The sequence below is a fragment of the Streptomyces sp. S186 genome (genome assembly GCF_051603415.1).
Lineage (GTDB): Bacteria > Actinomycetota > Actinomycetes > Streptomycetales > Streptomycetaceae > Streptomyces.
In genome coordinates, this window is sequence record NZ_CP193932.1 from 3,661,253 (window position 1) to 3,678,384 (window position 17,132).

Sequence of the window (17,132 nt, forward strand, 5' to 3'; positions counted from 1 at the left end):
GACACCGTCTCCGGCATGTGAGACGCCCGACCGCAGTGCGGACAAGGCGCTACTTGCGGCTACTTGCCGGGAACCCAGGTCGGGGACGCCAGATGAAGGCGGGTGAAGGCCAGCGCCTCGGACAGGTCGGCTTCGCGTTCGGCGGCGGACATCGCCCGGCGGGTGTTGACCTCGACGACCACATGCCCGTCGAAGCCGTTGGCGGCCAGCCGTTCCAGCAGCTCACCGCAGGGCTGGCTGCCGCGGCCCGGCACCAGGTGCTCGTCCTTGGCGGACCCGTTGCCGTCGGCGAGGTGGACGTGCGCCAGGCGGTCGCCCATCCGCCCGACCATCGCCAGCGCGTCGTGGCGGGCGGTGGCGGTGTGCGACAGGTCGACGGTGAAGTGCCGGTAGTCGTCGTTGGTGGGGTCCCAGTCGGGTGCGTAGGCGAGCATCTCGCGGTCGCGGTAGCGCCAGGGGTACATGTTCTCCACCGCGAACCGGACGTCCGTCTCGCCCTCCATCCGCCAGATGCCGCGGACGAACTCCCGCGCGTAGCTGCGCTGCCAGCGGAAGGGCGGGTGCACCACGACCGTGGAGGCGCCGAGCTTCTCCGCCGCGGTGCGGGCGCGCTGGAGCTTGACCCACGGGTCGGTGGACCAGACCCGCTGGGTGATCAGCAGACACGGCGCGTGGACGGCCAGCACCGGCACACCGTGGTAGTCCGAGAGCCGGCGCAGCGCCTCTATGTCCTGGCTGACCGGGTCGGTCCACACCATGACCTCTACGCCGTCGTAGCCCAGGCGCGCGGCGATCTCGAAGGCCGTCGCCGTCGACTCCGGATAGACCGAAGCCGTGGACAGCGCGACCTTCGCGTCAGGGATGCGCACCACTGGCTCTGTCACGAGGGACAGCGTACGGGCCGAATTCCGGCACAGGGCCAGGACGTGAGCACCGCCACGACTCCCCCACGCAACCCCTGTGACCCCCGAGAACCTCTGCGACGCGTGTGACGTCCCGCTCCACGCCCCCCGTGTGATCTCCGCCGCATCCACAGGGAGGGCCCACGCATCCCCACCGGACCGCACCCGGCCACCGACCTCCGGGGACGCCCCACGTCAGCCGCCCGCCCGGCACCGAGACGGCGGGAAAGCCGCGTGCCGGCCAGGTCGGAGGGGATGTCCCGGAGCCCGCCCGCAGGATCTGGAGCGAACGCCGGGGTATTCGTCATCTACGGACCAGATGCGCCCGCACCGAGGACGGGTTCCGGGGCAGCCCCTCCGACCCCACCCACCAGCCGTGGGCGAGGCCACCCCAGCCGGCACGGCCCCGCAGAAGACAACGTGGGAAGCCACCCCTCGCGGGAAGCCAACCCCTACGGAAGATGATCCAACCGCCGCAAAATAACCCCCTCCCGCAACGCCCAAGGACAGATCCCCAGACTCTCCACCCCGAACAGATCCATCGCCGCCTCGGCCACCAACGCCCCCGCCAGCAGCTGCCGCGCCCGCCCCTCGGACACCCCGGGCAGCGCGGCCCGCTCCCGGGCGCTCATCTGGGCCAGCCGCGGCACCCACTCCTCCAGCTTCTTGCGCGGCAGGTCACGCTGGACGTACAGCCCCTCCGCGGAACGCGCCGCCCCCGCGATCCGGGCCAGCTGCTTGAACGTCTTGGACGTCCCCACGACCTGGTCGGGCGTGCCGTGCCGGGAGAATTCGCTGACCACCCGCGCGATCCCGGCGCGCACCCGGCGCCGCAGCGCCCGCACGTCCTCCGCGTCCGGCGGATCGTCCCGCAGGTCCGTACCGGTCAGCCGGCCGGCTCCGTACGGCAGCGAGACCGCCACGTCCGGGTCCTCGTCCAGCCCGTAGGCGATCTCCAGCGAACCGCCGCCGATGTCCAGGACCAGCAGCCGGCCGGCCGACCAGCCGAGCCAGCGGCGGGCGGCCAGGAAGGTCAGCCGCGCCTCGTCCTCGCCGGAGAGGACCTGGAGGGTGACGCCCGTCTCGTCGGCGAGCCGGCGCAGCACCCCCTCGCCGTTGCTGGCCTCGCGGATCGCGGAGGTGGCGAACGGGAGCACGTCCTCGACGCCCTTGTCCTCCGCGACCTGCATCGCCTCCTGGATGGTGACCACCAGGCGGTGGATGCCGGCCTCGCTTATCGCGCCGTCCTCGTCGAGGAGTTCGGCCAGGCGCAGTTCCGCCTTGTGCGAGTAGGCGGGCAGCGGGCGCGCGCCGGGGTGTGCGTCCACCACCAGGAGGTGGACCGTGTTCGAACCCACATCGAGGACACCGAGTCTCATACGGGGAAACCTACTGCCGCGACGGGAGACAATCGGCGGCGGCCGTACGCTGGACCCGTGGCAAAGACGAAACAGGCGAAGCACGAAAAGGCCCTGAAGAAGGAAGAAAAGCGGCGCGCCAAGGCCGCCGCGGCCGCGGAATCCGCCGCGCAGTCCGGCGACGCGCGGTCCGGCGACGGGGCCACGGCCGACGAGGTCGGCCTCGACTTCGCCCGCGCCTGGGTCACCTTCCCCGACCCGGGCGACGACGAGCAGCTCTTCCGCTGCGACCTGACCTGGCTGACGTCCCGCTGGACCTGCATCTTCGGCAGCGGCTGCCAGGGTATCCAGGCCGGCCGCGCGGACGACGGCTGCTGCACGCTCGGCGCCCACTTCTCCGACGAGGAGGACGAGGAGCGGGTCGCACAGCACGTGGCGCGGCTCACCCCCGACCTGTGGCAGTTCCACGACGTCGGCACCGAGACCGGGTGGATCGAGGAGGACGAGGACGGCGAGCGGCAGACCCGCCGCTGGCAGGGCTCCTGCATCTTCCAGAACCGCCCCGGCTTCAAGGGCGGCGCCGGCTGCTCGCTGCACATCCTCGCGCTGCGCGAGGGCCGCGAGCCGCTGGAGACCAAGCCGGACGTCTGCTGGCAGCTGCCGGTGCGGCGCACCTACGACTGGATCGACCGGCCCGACGACACCCAGATCCTGCAGGTCACCATCGGCGAGTACGACCGCCGCGGCTGGGGCCCCGGCGGCCACGACCTGCACTGGTGGTGCACCTCCGCGACCTCCGCGCACGGCGCCGGCGAACCGGTCTACGTCACGTACAAGCCGGAGCTGACCGAGCTGATGGGCAAGGCCGGCTACGCCAAGCTCGCCGAACTGTGCGAGCAGCGGCTGGCGTCCGAACTCCCGCTGGCCCCCCACCCGGCCGACCCGGGGCTGCGGCGGGCCGACGCACAGTAGCCACAGCGGTCCTCATCGCGGCGGCCGAGCGGTCTGCGACGGCTTCGGCGGCTTCGGCGAATCCGACGGCGGGGTCGCCCTCGCGCTCGGCGTCGACGCCGGCGCCGGTCCCCCGGTCGACCCGGGACGCGTCGGCGCCGGAGACGACGGAGCCGACGGAGACGACGCCGGATGGGTCGGACGCGTCGGGGCCGGCGTCGGCGCGGGCCGCGTCGACCCGCCGGGCCTCGGCCGCGACGACGGCTGCGGCGACTGCGACGCCTGCGGCCGCGGCCGCGCCGGATGCGAACTGCCGGACGAGGGCCCCCGCTCCTGCGTGGGCTCGGTCGCCCCGTGCCCCTTGAGGTTGACGACGGTACCGCCGGGCTCGATGGCGATCGCGGACCGCCAGTTCCCGTCCGGCTCCCGGTCGTGGTCCACGTAGACCGTGACCTTCGTGGTCTGGCCGGGCTCCAACTGCCCCGCGGTGCGGCTGAGTTGGAGCCAGGGCGCACCGGTCGACGCCTGCCAGTGCACCGGGGTGCCGCCGGAGGCACGGATCGTGATGACGGTGGTCGGGCCCTCGGCCGGCTGCGCGTCGACCGTCAGCCGGCCCGGCCCCCTCTTCTCCTCCTGGCCGCCGGGCGGCGTCGGGCCGGCGCCCGCGCCCAGCACCGCGACGGAGACGTCCGACAGCCCGTCGCCCGGCCCGTCACCGAACGGCAGGCCGGGGAGACGCGGCGCCGACGGCCGGGCGTTGCCCGCGTTCTCGTACGGATGGCCGCGCCGCTTGCCGTCCCCCGGTCCCGGCCCCGCGACCTCGTTGGCCGCCACCGCCGGCAGCACGTCCGCCTCGCCCGTCTCCGGGGCGCTGTGGTACGCCGCCCACAGCGCGAGCACCGGCGCCGCCAGCACCGTCGCCACGACGGTGCTGGTCAGCACGCGGTTGCGGCGCCGCCGGCGGCGGGCCGAGCGGTCCGTGGGGGCGACCGGGAAACCCCTGCGGTCGTAGCGTGGAGAACCGTTTGCTCCCCCGCTCCGGCCGCCCTTCACGGGCGCGGCCCCCGGCACGCCCTCGGCCCGCCCCGACCGGGACTCCGTCGCCGCCGCCAGCGCCGCGCACACCGCCGAACGGTCCGCGGTGACCAGCGGCAGCGCGCCCTGGCCGGCGGGCGCGGTGCCCGGCCACGGCCCGGCGGCGGTGGCCCGCTCGGCGGTCCGGCGGCACTCCGCGCAGTCGTCGACATGACGCACCAGCTCCCGGCGGAGCGCCGCGCCCAGCAGCATCTGACTGTCCCCGGCCAGCCGGGCCACGTCCGGACATCGCCCGAACTCGACCACCGCCAGCGCCGCCCGGGTCCGCTCCACCTCGCAGGACGCGGCGCCCAGCAGCGTCCTGGTGGCGGCCGGGTCGGCGCCCGTCACCGCGGCGATCTCCTCCGGTGCCAGCCGGTGCCGTACCGACAGCTCCAGCACCTCGCGCTGCTCGGGGGTGGTGCCGGCGGCCTCCGGCCAGGCCAGCGCGGCCAGTTCGCGCCGGCGCGCCGGCGTACGGTCCGGATCGGGCGGGCCGACGGCGTCCGGGGCGGCCTGCTCGGCGAGCCGCCGCAGGCACGCCCAGCGGGCCAGGGCGTAGAGCCAGGGGCGGAAGAGGGCCGGGTCGCCGGGGCGGCGGCCGTGCTGGCGCTCGGCGAGTGCGAGGGTCTCGCCGAGGACCGCGGCGGCCGCGTCGTGCTCGCACAGCACGGACAGGCAGTAGGTGAACAACCCGTCCAGATGGGGCTCGTAGCGGTCCTGGTGCTCGGGGCGGGCGGGCAGCCCGTCGGTCGGCGTCTGCGTCCGGTGCCGGCGCGGCGCGGCGATGCGCGACCGGTGTGCGCCGGTGGTGTGCGTACGGTGCTCGGGCCTGCTGCTCATCACCCCGGCGACGGTAGGCGGATGATGCAGCCGCTCCTGTGTAGCGGGCCCACTTTTAACCCGTACGGGTGACCATCTCCCTCAAAAGGGGACACATATCTGCTAAATGCCGGTCGCACGCGCACGGCGCACGCCACCCGGACGGCGCAATCTCCCGCCACGGCGTCCGCTCCGCCCGTCAGGAGCCCTCGGGAACGTCCGCTGCCGCACCCGCTGTCATACCCCGCCGCTACGGTGGCGTCATGGCAACTCGTAAATCGTCGGCCAAGGAGCGCCCCTCGTACCGCTGCACCGAGTGCGGCTGGACCACCGCCAAGTGGCTCGGCCGCTGCCCGGAGTGCCAGGCGTGGGGCACGGTCGAGGAGTTCGGCGGCGCCCCCGCGGTGCGCACCACCGCGCCCGGCCGGGTCACCACCGCCGCCCTGCCCATCGGCCAGGTCGACGGCAGGCAGGCCACCGCCCGCTCGACCGGCGTGCCCGAGCTGGACCGCGTCCTGGGCGGCGGGCTGGTCCCCGGCGCGGTGGTGCTGCTGGCCGGCGAGCCCGGCGTCGGCAAGTCCACCCTCCTCCTGGATGTCGCCGCCAAGGCCGCCTCCGCCGAGCACCGCACGCTCTATGTGACGGGCGAGGAGTCCGCGAGCCAGGTCCGGCTGCGCGCCGACCGCATCGGCGCCCTCGACGAGGATCTCTATCTGGCCGCCGAGACCGACCTCTCCGCCGTCCTCGGCCATCTGGACGGCGTCAAGCCCTCGCTGCTGATCCTGGACTCCGTACAGACCGTCGCCTCCCCGGAGATCGACGGCGCCCCCGGCGGCATGGCCCAGGTCCGCGAGGTCGCCGGCGCCCTGATCCGGGCCTCCAAGGAGCGCGGCATGTCCACCCTCCTGGTCGGCCATGTCACCAAGGACGGCGCGATCGCCGGCCCCCGCCTCCTGGAGCACCTGGTCGACGTCGTCCTGCACTTCGAGGGCGACCGGCACGCCCGGCTCCGCCTCGTCCGCGGCGTGAAGAACCGCTACGGCACCACCGACGAGGTCGGCTGCTTCGAACTGCACGACGAGGGCATCACCGGCCTCGCCGACCCCTCCGGCCTCTTCCTGACCCGCCGCGACGAGCCGGTGCCCGGGACGTGCCTGACGGTCACCCTGGAGGGCCGCCGCCCGCTGGTCGCCGAGGTCCAGGCGCTGACCGTCGACTCCCAGATCCCCTCCCCCCGGCGCACCACCTCCGGCCTGGAGACCTCCCGGGTCTCGATGATGCTCGCCGTCCTGGAGCAGCGCGGCCGGATCAGCGCCCTCGGCAAGCGCGACATCTACAGCGCCACGGTCGGCGGGGTGAAGCTCAGCGAACCGGCCGCCGACCTCGCGGTCGCCCTCGCCCTGGCCAGCGCCGCCAGCGACACCCCGCTGCCGAAGAACCTCGTCGCGATCGGCGAGGTCGGCCTGGCCGGCGAGGTCCGGCGGGTCACCGGCGTCCAGCGCCGCCTGTCGGAGGCCGCCCGGCTCGGCTTCACGCACGCCCTGGTTCCCTCCGACCCCGGCAGGATCCCCGACGGAATGCGCGTGCTGGAGGTCGCCGACGTCGGCCAGGCACTGTCCGTGCTGCCCAAGCGGGTCCGCCGGGAGGCCCCGCGGGAGGAGGAAGCGCGCCGGTAGACTTTGCCCCGGTCTAGGGCGTGTCCGATGGGGCGGGCCCAGGGCCCAGCCCCGCACCGCCGTTCCGCCGCCGGCCACGTACGCTCCGAGTGGTACGCACCGCGGCAGCGGCCGGGCGGCCCGGACCGACAGACCATGCGACGGAGGAGTGCAGTGGCAGCGAACGACCGGGCGTCGTCTCCCGGCAGGTCCGCGGGGAGCGGCACCGAGAGCCTGATGCGCGCCTCGCTGAGCGCCGTCGCGCCCGGTACGGGCCTGCGGGACGGCCTGGAGCGCATCCTCCGCGGCAATACGGGCGGCCTGATCGTCCTCGGCTTCGACAAGACCGTCGAGTCGATGTGCACCGGCGGCTTCGTGCTCGATGTCGAGTTCACCGCCACCCGCCTCCGCGAGCTGTGCAAGCTCGACGGCGCACTGGTGCTGGACAAGGACATCACCAAGATCCTCCGCGCCGGGGTCCAGCTCGTCCCCGACGCCTCCATCCCCACCGAGGAGACCGGCACCCGCCACCGCACCGCCCAGCGGGTCTCCATCCAGGCCGGTTTCCCCGTCGTCTCGGTCAGCCAGTCCATGCGCCTGATCGCGCTCTACGTGGACGGCGAGCGCCGCGTCCTGGAGGAGTCCGCGGCGATCCTCTCCCGCGCCAACCAGGCGCTGGCCACCCTGGAGCGCTACAAGCTCCGCCTCGACGAGGTCGCCGGCACCCTCTCCGCCCTGGAGATCGAGGACCTGGTCACCGTCCGCGACGTCTCCGCGGTCGCCCAGCGCCTGGAGATGGTCCGCCGGATCGCCACCGAGATCGCCGAGTACGTCGTCGAACTGGGCACCGACGGCCGCCTGCTGGCCCTCCAGCTGGAGGAGCTGATCGCCGGGGTGGAGCCGGAGCGCGAACTGGTCGCCCGCGACTACGTCCCCGAGCCCACCGCCAAGCGCTCCCGCACGGTCGCCGAGGCGCTGGCCGAGCTGGACGCCCTCAGCCACGCCGAGCTGCTCGAACTCCCCATCGTGGCCCGCGCGTTGGGCTACAGCGGCTCTCCCGAGACGCTGGACTCGGCGGTCTCGCCGCGCGGCTTCCGGCTGCTGGCCAAGGTCCCCCGTCTCCCCGGCGCGGTCATCGACCGCCTGGTCGACCACTTCGGCGGCCTCCAGAAGCTCCTCGCGGCCAGCGTCGACGACCTCCAGGCCGTCGAGGGCGTCGGCGAGACCCGCGCCCGCTCCGTCCGCGAGGGCCTCTCCCGCCTGGCGGAATCCTCGATCCTGGAACGGTACGTGTAGGCGACCGGAGACCGGCGCCTTGCGGGTCTGAGGCGCGCCGTACGCATGGCCCACGGGGCAGTACGCATGGCCCGCGGGGTGGTGCATGTGCCCGCCCCGCGGGAATACCCTGCCCCCGCCGGCGCGTTGAGGCCCCGCAGGGGGCGCTCGCGACCCCTACGGGATCCGTTCGCATCCCCCTTAGGGCCCCGCCCCCGTGGCCCCCCGCCCACCGCCCCGCCCCGTCTACCCCAGCGCCGCCGCCTCCTTCTCTGCCGGCAGGCCCGGTGCCGGCCGGTCCGGCCGCTGGGGCGCGGTCCCGCCGATGCCGCGCAGCCACGCCCACGTGTCCGCCACCGTCTCGCCGACCGGCCGGCAGCGCAGCCCGGCCGCCACCGCCTTGGCGACATCGCCGCCGTGCAGCGCGTCGTGGAGCTCGCCCGGAGGCAGCCAGACCGGCAGCTCCGTCCACGGCTCGATGCCCGCCGCGAGCACGTCCTCCGGCGCCGTCCACCGCAGTTCGGCCGATGCGCCGGTCACCCGCGCACAGCTCTCCAGCAGCTCGCCCATCGTGGCGTGCCCGGACTCGCTGACCAGGTTGTACGCGCCGGAGCGCCCGTCCCGTACGGCGTCCAGGGTCCACTCCGCGAGGTCGCGCACGTCGATGTACTGCAGCGGCAGGTCGCGCGGCCCCGGCGCGAGGACCGGGCCGCCGCGGGCGATTCTTTTCAGCCACCACGGCAGCCGCCCGCTGTTCTCGTACGGGCCGAGGATCAGCCCCGCGCGGACCAGCAGCGCGCGGTCCCCGAACGCCTCGACCGCGGCGAGCTCGCCGCCCCGTTTGGCCTGCGCGTAGTCGTCGGCGTCGGTGGCGTCCGGCGAGCCCGCCACCAGCGGCGCCGACTCGCTGATCCGCTGGCCGGGCGGGTACGCGTACACCGAGCCGCTGGAGATGTACGCATAGGACCCGACCCGGCCGGCCAGCAGCCGGGCGGTGTCCCGGACCGCCACCGGCGCGGCGCTCCAGGTGTCCACGACGGCGTCCCACTCGCCGTCCTCCAGGGCGGCCAACCCGCCCTCGGCCAACCGGTCGCCGTGGCGCACGGCGACCCCTTCGGGCGCCGCGTGCCGCCCCCGGTGGAAGACCGTGACGTCCCATCCCCGGGCCAGCGCCGCCTCGGCCAGCGCCCGCCCCACGAACTCCGTACCGCCCAGCATCAGTAGCTTCATGCCGGGGACTGTGCCCAAGCGGCCCACCCGCCACCACCGGGCCACGCTCTGAGCGAATCCCCTACGAGCGGAACATCTGGAGGCGCCTCTTCCGGCGGCTCCTCAAGTGGCTGTGACCAGCGGCCTGGTGGCCCTTACTGATGCCCTGCCTCGAATGCCTGGGCGACGGCGAGACTGTCCTCGTAGACATGGTGCCGGGTGACAAGGCCGTCTTCGACAGTCAGGTGCAGGGCGAACCGGGCACGATACGCACGTCCGGTGGACCGGGCGGTCTGGCGGATCTCCCCGAGCACGACCGCATCGTTTCCGTCGACGAGGATGCGCTCGATCTCAGTCGCCACGTGTTCCGGCACGTGGTGCTCGGCAAGCTCGCGATAGTGGGCAGCCGCGTCGGTCCGGGTGGACCGGTGACGAATCCATGGCGTGGCGGGGCGACCGTGCTCGGCCTCCGGCCAATCCAGCTTCCAATCGCCCCGCTCGGCATACAGCTCAGCGATGCGCTCGGGATCGCCCTCGCCAATCCTGTGCAGCAATTCCTCAACCACACTGCGCGTGTTCATGGGCGCGGCTATCGACACGACTGCCCCTCCGTCCTGGTCCGCGTCATGCCGACGCGGAGAGATCACCAACCCTGCCTGCACAGGCAGACCGAGACGATTACCTCCGAGGTAAGGCAAGCGCATCAACAAGATCCACTTTCGATACCCCCGGTGGGGTTCCCTGGGGCCTCCTTCGGCCCCTTAGGGCGTGTCCGAGGGCCCCGACCTCGCCCCCGTCTCAGTCCTGGGCCAGTTCGAACGTCGTGTGGGCCGGGGCCAGCCCCGGTACTTTCGCCTGGATCAGGTACTCGCCGGCCGGCACCACCGCCGTGCTCGGCGTCGCGCACTGGGGGCCGCTGGCCCGGCGGTCCCACTCGACGGTGCGGGTCACCGCGCCCTTGGCGGGCACCTGGAGCAACGCCGGGGCGGCACCGGTGGCGCAGTCGTCGGAGGCCCACACCGGGTCGTCGCCCGCGGTGTCGGTGATGGTGAGCACCGCCGCCTTGCGCCCGAGGTCTACCTTGCAGGCCGCGCCACCGGAGTTCTCCACCGTCAGCCGGAACTTCGGCTTGTCGGCGGGCGGGTAGCTGTCCTTGATGCTCTTCAGCGTCAACTTCACCGTTCCGGGGCCGCACTTGGGGAGTGACGGGCCCGCCGCGACGACGTCGCCGCCCGCGGGCACACCGATCGCCGCGCCACCGGAACCGGCACCGCCCGTTCCGGAACGGCCACCGGAGCCCCCGCTGACGCCACCGCTCCCGCTGTCCGATCCCTCGCCGCCCGCCGATCCGGCGCCCGAGCCGCCGTCCGACCCCGACGCGCCTCCCGCGCCCGACTCGTCGCGCCCACCGGGCTTTTGGTCATTCACCGGGCCCGTGGGCGCGGGCCCCGGCGTGATGGAGGCGGCGGGCCCGGATCCCTGCGCGCCCTTGCCCTCGTTGGCCGTCTTCTCGTCGTCCCCGCCCATGGTGAGCACCCACACCACCAGGGCGATCAGGAGGACGAGGACGGCCAGCGCAACGGCCCTCCGCCGCCAGTAGATGGAGGAGGGAAGCGGCCCGATCGGATTGCGCAGTGATCCCACGCGAAAACTCTACGAGAGATCCGCACCGGCACCGGCCAGTACCCGCCGCATCGGGCTGCAACTTTTCACATCATCGGTCCGGTGATAGCCCGTCCACGGCTGCTCGCACCACACCGGCGTCCCCGGCCCCGACCCGGGCACCGGTACCCGCCATCGCGCCCGCCACCCCGCCGGCCTCCGCCCCTACGGCCCCGACCCTGGTCCTGGTCCTGGTCCCGGCCCCGACCTCAGCTCGACAGCCGCCAAACTGACTCGCCGCCAGTTGACACTCCCCCGCACCCCCACCCCCGTATCGCCCTACCCCCGCCACTCCTCCTTGTGCCCGAACCCCCGCGCGTTGTCGATCAGCCGCAGCCAGTCCGGGCGCAGTTCCCACAGCGCGGTGCGTTCCAGGGCCGCGCGCAGCCGGTCGTCGGCTTCGACGAACGGGAAGCGCGCGGTGTAGGCGCGCCAGCCGGCGGCCCGCTCGTCCCCGCTCAACGGGCGGCAGGTGCCGCGCCCCTGAATCCCGGTCAGCCCGCTCCACTCCTGGCCGTCCCGCTGCACCGTGAACGCCACCCGCGCGCCCGGCTTCCCCAGGGCCCGGCCGTGCCGGGTGCTCGCCGCGGTGACGAAGTACAGGACCGGCGCCCCGTCGGCGGCCGCCGCGGCGGCGTAGAGCACCGCGCACGCCTGCGGCCCGTCCTCGTCCACGTACGCCAGCGTCACCGTGGTGTGCCCGTCCAGCGCCCGCCGGATACCGGCCGGGCAGGCCCCCGCGCCGGTCACTCCACCGATCACCCCACCGACCGCGCCCGTGCCCCCGCCTCCGTCCCCGGCCACGTCCCCCACCACGTCCCCTCCTCCGTCCCGGACCACGTCCCGCACCGCGTCCGCGGCCGCCTTCCCGCCCGCGTCCGCCCGGCCTCCGGCACCCTGTGAATCGCTCGTCTCCTCCATATCTGCATCCTCGTACGCCCCCGCCGCCCCACGCGCACCGGCCCGGGACCTCCGGACGGGTGCGACCGCCGGTATCCCCCGCCCGCCGCCGGCCGGCCTTCCTGCGTGCGGGTGGGCGCGCGGCGGGGCGGGGCGGGTGCGTTTCCCGGGGGCGGGCGGGCGTGCCAGGATCGGCAGTGCCATGACTTCCACGCCTGCCATTCCCAGTGCCATGACCGCCGTCGCCGAGAACGCCTCCGCCGCCGCATCGGCCGCGGAGGCCACGGACGGGACCGGGCTGCACGGCCCGGTCACCGACTGGTTCGCCGAGCACGCTCGCGACCTGCCCTGGCGCCGCCCTGAGGCGGGCGCCTGGGGTGTGATGGTGAGCGAGTTCATGCTCCAGCAGACCCCGGTGAGCCGTGTGCTGCCGGTGTACGAGCAGTGGCTGGCCCGCTGGCCGCGGCCCGCCGACCTCGCCGCGGAGCCGCCGGGCGAGGCGGTGCGTGCCTGGGGCCGGCTCGGCTATCCGCGGCGCGCGCTGCGTCTGCACGCCGCGGCCTCCGCCATACAGGAGCGCCACGGCGGCGACGTCCCCCGTGAACACGCCCAGCTGCTGGCGCTGCCCGGCGTCGGCGAGTACACCGCGGCGGCCGTCGCCTCCTTCGCCTACGGGCAGCGGCACGCGGTGCTGGACACCAACGTCCGGCGGGTCTTCGCCCGCGCCGTCACCGGCCGCCAGTACCCGCCGAACGCCACCACCGCCGCCGAACGCAAGCTCGCCCGCGCCCTGCTCCCCGAGGACGAGGGCCTCGCGGCCCGCTGGGCGGCGGCCACGATGGAGCTGGGCGCCCTGCTCTGCACCGCGCGCGCCCCGGAGTGCCACCGCTGCCCGATCGCCGCGCAGTGCGCCTGGCGGCTGGCCGGGGCGCCGGCTCACGACGGTCCGCCGCGCCGCACCCAGGCGTACGCGGGGACCGACCGCCAGGTGCGCGGCAAGCTGCTGGCGGTCCTGCGGGACGCGGTCACGCCCGTTCCGCAGGGCGCGCTGGACGCGGTGTGGGACGAGCCGGTGCAGCGGGCCCGCGCGCTCGACGGGCTGGTGTCGGACGGCCTGGTGGAGCCGCTGGGCGGCGGCCGCTACCGCCTGCCGCACGCCTGACCCGCCGCGGCGGCACCAGGACGCCGCCGCACTGGGCCCCCGGCCCGTCGACCGTCATCTATGTCACGGTCCCGTCATGTAACGACTTCGCCGTTCCCTTCGTCTTCACGGGCGCGACCCCCTTCCCCGGGGGCCGCGCCCGTCGGCTTCGGCTCACCGAAGGAAACCGACCGCCAGCAGAATGGCCGGAAAGCGCCCCTATACGACGCGTTCCGCGTCCCGTCGGCGGCCGCCGGAACCGCACGCGGTTCCCGGGGGACCTTCGTCCCTCTCCCCCGGGCCGTACATCCGCCGCGAGTATGACGCCGTCCCGGCCCCGGTCCGTCCGAGGTATGACGCCCGGCGGGCTGTTACACAACCGAGGGTTTTCCGTGCACTCGTTGAGGGGCCGACGCACATTACGCCGCAACACCCCCTCCGTAGCGTCATTCCCGTGCTGGAGATGACTGCCGGCACGGACAACGCGGGGAAACGAAAGCGGATCGGAGGCGTCGGAATGGCGACCAGCGGCGGCAAGGTACTGGACTTCGAAGAGTACGTGCGGACCCGGCAGGATGCCCTGCTGCGCAGCGCCCGGCGCCTGGTGCCGGACCCGGTCGACGCCCAGGACCTGCTCCAGACGGCCCTCGTCCGCACCTACGGCCGCTGGGACGGCATCGCGGACAAGTCGCTGGCCGACGCCTACCTGCGCCGCGTCATGATCAACACCCGTACCGAGTGGTGGCGCGCCCGCAAGCTGGAGGAGGTGCCCACCGAGCAGCTCCCGGACGCCAGCGTCGACGACGGCACCGAGCAGCGCGCCGACCGGGCCCTGCTGATGGACATCCTCGGCGTGCTCGCCCCCAAGCAGCGCAGCGTCGTCGTGCTGCGCCACTGGGAGCAGATGAGTACTGAGGAGACCGCGGCCGCGCTCGGCATGTCCACCGGCACCGTCAAGAGCACTCTGCACCGGGCCCTCGCCCGCCTCCGCCAGGAGCTGGAGAACCGCGACATAGACGCCCGCATCCTGGAGCGCGGGGAGCAGGAGCGGGAGCGGTGCGCGGCCTGACCGGCGGCGCGACGGCGAGCACTTCCGCCGGCCCGGCCGGCGGCGTAACCAAGCCCACAGCCCGGCTCACAGCTCGGCGCGCGACAATCTCCTCAGGAGCAGCGCCCGGGCCCACGGCGGCAGCGGGAACGGCGGCTGTGCGAGCGGCACGGTGAGCGGGAGCGGATTGTCCAGATACAGGCTGACCAGAAGCCTGGCCAGAAACGGATGGACCAAGGGCGGCGCGGCCACGGCGGGTGTGGCCGCCGTCGGCCTTTTGCTTGCCGGCTGCAATCCCGGTGGCGAGGGCATACGCAAGGAGGGCTCCGCGAGTCACACCCCCGTGCCCCGGGGCGCGGTGACGTCCGCGCCGGCGCCCACGTCCGGCACGCACTACAAGAAGGTCAACGCGGTCAAGCTGCTCACCGCCGACCCGAAGGTGGGCGCGGACGTGAAGCGGGCGGTCGCCAAGCCGTGCGCGGCCGACGAGTACCCGATCGAGGTGACCTACGCCTCACTGACCGGCAACAAGGCCCCCGACGTGATCGTCAACGTCATGACCTGCGCGGATTCCGTCGGACTCGGCGCGTACGTCTACCGTGAGCGGGCGGGCGCCCGGAACGGGTATGACAACGTGTATGCGAACGAGCAGCCGTCGGTCTACGCCGGAGTGAGCAAGGGCGAGCTGGAGGTCTCCAAGCAGACCTACGCGGCGGCCGACAAGGTGTGCTGCCCCTCGGGGGAAGATGTCATGACGTACCACTGGGCGAACGACCACTTCACCGAGTACGACCGGTACCACACCGACTACAGCAAGACCACCGTCGGCGGCACGCCGGACCACGACGCCACCACCGGCGCCGACCCCGACACGACCACCGACCCGACCACCGAGACCGCCGACGGAACCACGGCACCGGAGGGCTGAGAGAACCACATGGCCGACACCCACGTGCTCTTCGTCGAGGACGACGACGTCATCCGCGAGGCCACCCAGCTCGCACTGGAGCGGGACGGCTTCGTGGTCACCGCCATGCCCGACGGGCTCGCGGGCCTGGAGGCGTTCCGCGCCAACCGTCCCGACATCGCGCTGCTCGACGTGATGGTCCCCGGGCTGGACGGCGTCAGCCTCTGCCGCCGCATCCGTGACGAGTCCACCGTCCCCGTGATCATGCTCTCGGCTCGCGCCGACTCGATCGACGTGGTGCTCGGGCTGGAGGCCGGCGCCGACGACTACGTCACCAAGCCGTTCGACGGCGCGGTGCTGGTCGCCCGGATCCGCGCCGTGCTGCGCCGCTTCGGCCACGCCAGTGGCCCGGACCGGGCCGGCGCCGGCGCGGCGGACGCCGACGACCTGGCGGAGACCGTGCTGCGCTTCGGCGACCTGGAGGTCGACACCGAGGGCATGGAGGTCCGCAAGGGCGGCGAGAACGTCGCGCTGACGCCGACCGAGATGCGGCTGCTGCTGGAGTTCTCCACCGCGCCGAACACCGTCCTCTCCCGCGACCGGCTGCTGGAGCGGGTCTGGGACTACGGCTGGGGCGGTGACACCCGGGTCGTGGACGTCCACGTCCAGCGGCTGCGCGGCAAGATCGGCCAGGACCGGATCGAGACGGTCCGCGGCTTCGGATACAAGCTGAGAGGCTGACACCTCCGGTGGTCAGACTGGCCCTGCGAACGGGCCTGAGATGGAAACTCAGCGCCGCGATCGCGCTCGTCGGGGCGCTGGTCGCGGTGGCGTTGAGCCTTGTCGTGCACAACGCCGCGCGGGTGTCCATGCTCGACAACAGCCGCGACGTCCAGATAGAGCGGCTCAACTTCACCCAGAAGATCTTCGAGTCGACCAATCGTCTCCAGTTCGGGGCGAAGATCGACGATCCGAGGCTGCCGAAGGATCTCCGCAAGGAGGTCGCCCAGGGCGAGAAGGCGACGTACCTGGAGGACACCGGGCAGACCGCGCCCGACGTGTGGGCCGCCTCGCCGCTCGGCAACGGCCGGGTACTGTCCCTCCACGACCGCTTCCCGGACCGTTTCGCGGTGCTCGACGACCTCGACCAGGCGCTGCTGATCGGCTCCACGGCCGTGGTCGTCGGCGGCTGCGCGCTGGGCGTCCTGGTGGGCGGGCGGCTCTCCAAGAGGCTGCGGAAGGCGGCCGCGGCGGCCGGGAAGCTGGCCGACGGTGACACCTCCGTCCGGATCCGCGACGAGGTCGGCGGCGGCCGGGTCCATGACGAGACGGACGATCTGGCGTGGGCGGTGGACGCCATGTCCGACGCCCTCCAGCAGCGCATCGAGGCCGAGCGGCGGGTGACGGCGGACATCGCGCACGAGCTGCGTACGCCCGTGACCGGGCTGCTGACGGCCGCCGAACTCCTGCCGCCCGGGCGGCCGTCCGAGCTGGTCCGCGACCGGGCCCAGGCGATGCGGACGCTCGTCGAGGACGTGCTGGAGGTGGCGCGGCTGGACGGGCACGCCGAGCGTGCCGAGCTTCAGGACGTCGCATTGGGCGAGTTCGTCACGCGGCGGGTGCGCGCCCTCGACCCCGGCGTCGCGGTCGAGGTCATCCGCGACGCGGAGGTCTCCACCGACCCGCGCCGGCTGGAGCGGATCATCGGCAACCTCATCGCGAACGCGTCGCGGCACGGCAAGCCGCCCATCGAGGTCACGGTGGAGGGCCGCGTCATCCGGGTCCGCGACCACGGCACCGGCTTTCCGGAGGCTCTGTTGCGGGAGGGGCCGAGCCGGTTCCGTACCGGCAGCAGCGACCGGGCCGGCGTCGGTCACGGTCTGGGGCTGACGATCGCGGTCGGCCAGGCGCGGGTGCTGGGCGCGCGGTTGACGTTCCGCAACGCGGACCAGCTGACGGACGGGTCGACGGGCGCGGTCTCCGTGCTGTGGCTCCCGGAGAACGCGCCTACGTCGACCGGGAGCTTTCCGGTCATTCAGCTGCCGGAGCGCTGAGGGCTGCTGGCGGGCCTCGTTACGGGTTCCGGCTTCCGTCCGGTGGGGGCGGGCGTGGCCTCGGTTTCCCGCCGTGGGTGGGGCCGGAGGGGCTGCCCCGGGGTACGTCCTCGGTGCGGGCGCATCTGGTACGTAGATGACGAATACCCCGGCGTTCGCTCCAGATCCTGCGGG

The 17,132-nt window shown here is 73.8% G+C and carries 15 protein-coding genes; 8 read left to right on the plus strand and 7 right to left on the minus strand.

Annotation, left to right across the window (positions count from 1 at the left end; genetic code table 11):
- Positions 1-59: 59 nt before the first annotated feature.
- Both ACRAS8_RS15435 and ACRAS8_RS15440 read right to left on the minus strand, forming a co-directional pair.
- Entirely contained in the window at positions 60-884 is an 825-nt protein-coding gene (locus ACRAS8_RS15435) for a sugar phosphate isomerase/epimerase family protein (protein ID WP_438486627.1), read from the minus strand.
- A gap of 470 nt (positions 885-1,354) precedes the next feature.
- Complete coding sequence (locus ACRAS8_RS15440) at positions 1,355-2,281, minus strand: Ppx/GppA phosphatase family protein (protein WP_438486628.1); 927 nt, start codon at positions 2,279-2,281, stop codon at positions 1,355-1,357.
- 57 nt (positions 2,282-2,338) lie between these two features.
- Here ACRAS8_RS15440 and ACRAS8_RS15445 point away from each other — a divergent pair, with 57 nt between their 5' ends.
- The gene (locus tag ACRAS8_RS15445; RefSeq protein ID WP_438486629.1) at positions 2,339-3,232 is read left to right on the plus strand and encodes a hypothetical protein; all 894 of its coding nucleotides are present in this window, start codon (positions 2,339-2,341) and stop codon (positions 3,230-3,232) included.
- Between the two features lie 12 nt (positions 3,233-3,244).
- On the opposite strand, the gene ACRAS8_RS15450 is transcribed toward ACRAS8_RS15445, so the two are convergent.
- A complete protein-coding gene (locus tag ACRAS8_RS15450) occupies positions 3,245-5,128 on the minus strand; it encodes a BACON domain-containing protein (RefSeq protein ID WP_438486630.1) in 1,884 nt (627 codons plus the stop codon).
- 242 nt (positions 5,129-5,370) lie between these two features.
- Here ACRAS8_RS15450 and radA point away from each other — a divergent pair, with 242 nt between their 5' ends.
- Positions 5,371-6,783: a DNA repair protein RadA gene (gene radA, locus ACRAS8_RS15455; RefSeq protein ID WP_438486631.1), complete on the plus strand. Its 1,413-nt coding sequence runs from the start codon at positions 5,371-5,373 to the stop codon at positions 6,781-6,783.
- A 153-nt stretch (positions 6,784-6,936) separates the two neighbouring features.
- Entirely contained in the window at positions 6,937-8,058 is a 1,122-nt protein-coding gene (disA, locus tag ACRAS8_RS15460; protein WP_438486632.1) for a DNA integrity scanning diadenylate cyclase DisA, read from the plus strand.
- Between the two features lie 225 nt (positions 8,059-8,283).
- On the opposite strand, the gene ACRAS8_RS15465 is transcribed toward disA, so the two are convergent.
- The 4 genes from ACRAS8_RS15465 to ACRAS8_RS15480 all read right to left on the minus strand — a co-directional run bounded on the left by ACRAS8_RS15465 (position 8,284) and on the right by ACRAS8_RS15480 (position 11,829).
- Positions 8,284-9,267 carry an NAD-dependent epimerase/dehydratase family protein gene (locus tag ACRAS8_RS15465; protein ID WP_438486633.1) on the minus strand — a complete coding sequence of 328 codons (984 nt, stop codon included), beginning with the start codon at positions 9,265-9,267 and terminating at the stop codon, positions 8,284-8,286.
- Positions 9,268-9,401: 134 nt separating this feature from the next.
- Positions 9,402-9,827, minus strand: coding sequence for a nuclear transport factor 2 family protein (locus tag ACRAS8_RS15470; RefSeq protein WP_438486634.1), 426 nt, complete (start codon positions 9,825-9,827; stop codon positions 9,402-9,404).
- Positions 9,828-10,044: 217 nt separating this feature from the next.
- A complete protein-coding gene (locus ACRAS8_RS15475) occupies positions 10,045-10,890 on the minus strand; it encodes a hypothetical protein (RefSeq protein WP_438486635.1) in 846 nt (281 codons plus the stop codon).
- A gap of 297 nt (positions 10,891-11,187) precedes the next feature.
- The gene (locus ACRAS8_RS15480; protein WP_438486636.1) at positions 11,188-11,829 is read right to left on the minus strand and encodes a pyridoxamine 5'-phosphate oxidase; all 642 of its coding nucleotides are present in this window, start codon (positions 11,827-11,829) and stop codon (positions 11,188-11,190) included.
- Positions 11,830-12,010: 181 nt separating this feature from the next.
- Here ACRAS8_RS15480 and ACRAS8_RS15485 point away from each other — a divergent pair, with 181 nt between their 5' ends.
- From ACRAS8_RS15485 to cseC, 5 genes are all read left to right on the plus strand, one after another.
- Entirely contained in the window at positions 12,011-12,970 is a 960-nt protein-coding gene (locus tag ACRAS8_RS15485) for an A/G-specific adenine glycosylase (RefSeq protein ID WP_438486637.1), read from the plus strand.
- Positions 12,971-13,466: 496 nt separating this feature from the next.
- Positions 13,467-14,018: a SigE family RNA polymerase sigma factor gene (locus ACRAS8_RS15490; protein ID WP_018540435.1), complete on the plus strand. Its 552-nt coding sequence runs from the start codon at positions 13,467-13,469 to the stop codon at positions 14,016-14,018.
- A 238-nt stretch (positions 14,019-14,256) separates the two neighbouring features.
- Positions 14,257-14,925 (plus strand): hypothetical protein, encoded by a 669-nt coding sequence (locus ACRAS8_RS15495; protein ID WP_438490496.1) that lies wholly within the window; start codon positions 14,257-14,259, stop codon positions 14,923-14,925.
- A 9-nt stretch (positions 14,926-14,934) separates the two neighbouring features.
- Positions 14,935-15,645, plus strand: a complete 711-nt coding sequence (cseB, locus tag ACRAS8_RS15500; protein ID WP_438486638.1) for a two-component system response regulator CseB — start codon at positions 14,935-14,937, stop codon at positions 15,643-15,645.
- Between the two features lie 8 nt (positions 15,646-15,653).
- Complete coding sequence (gene cseC, locus ACRAS8_RS15505; protein ID WP_438486639.1) at positions 15,654-16,958, plus strand: two-component system sensor histidine kinase CseC; 1,305 nt, start codon at positions 15,654-15,656, stop codon at positions 16,956-16,958.
- The last annotated feature ends 174 nt before the right edge of the window (positions 16,959-17,132 follow it).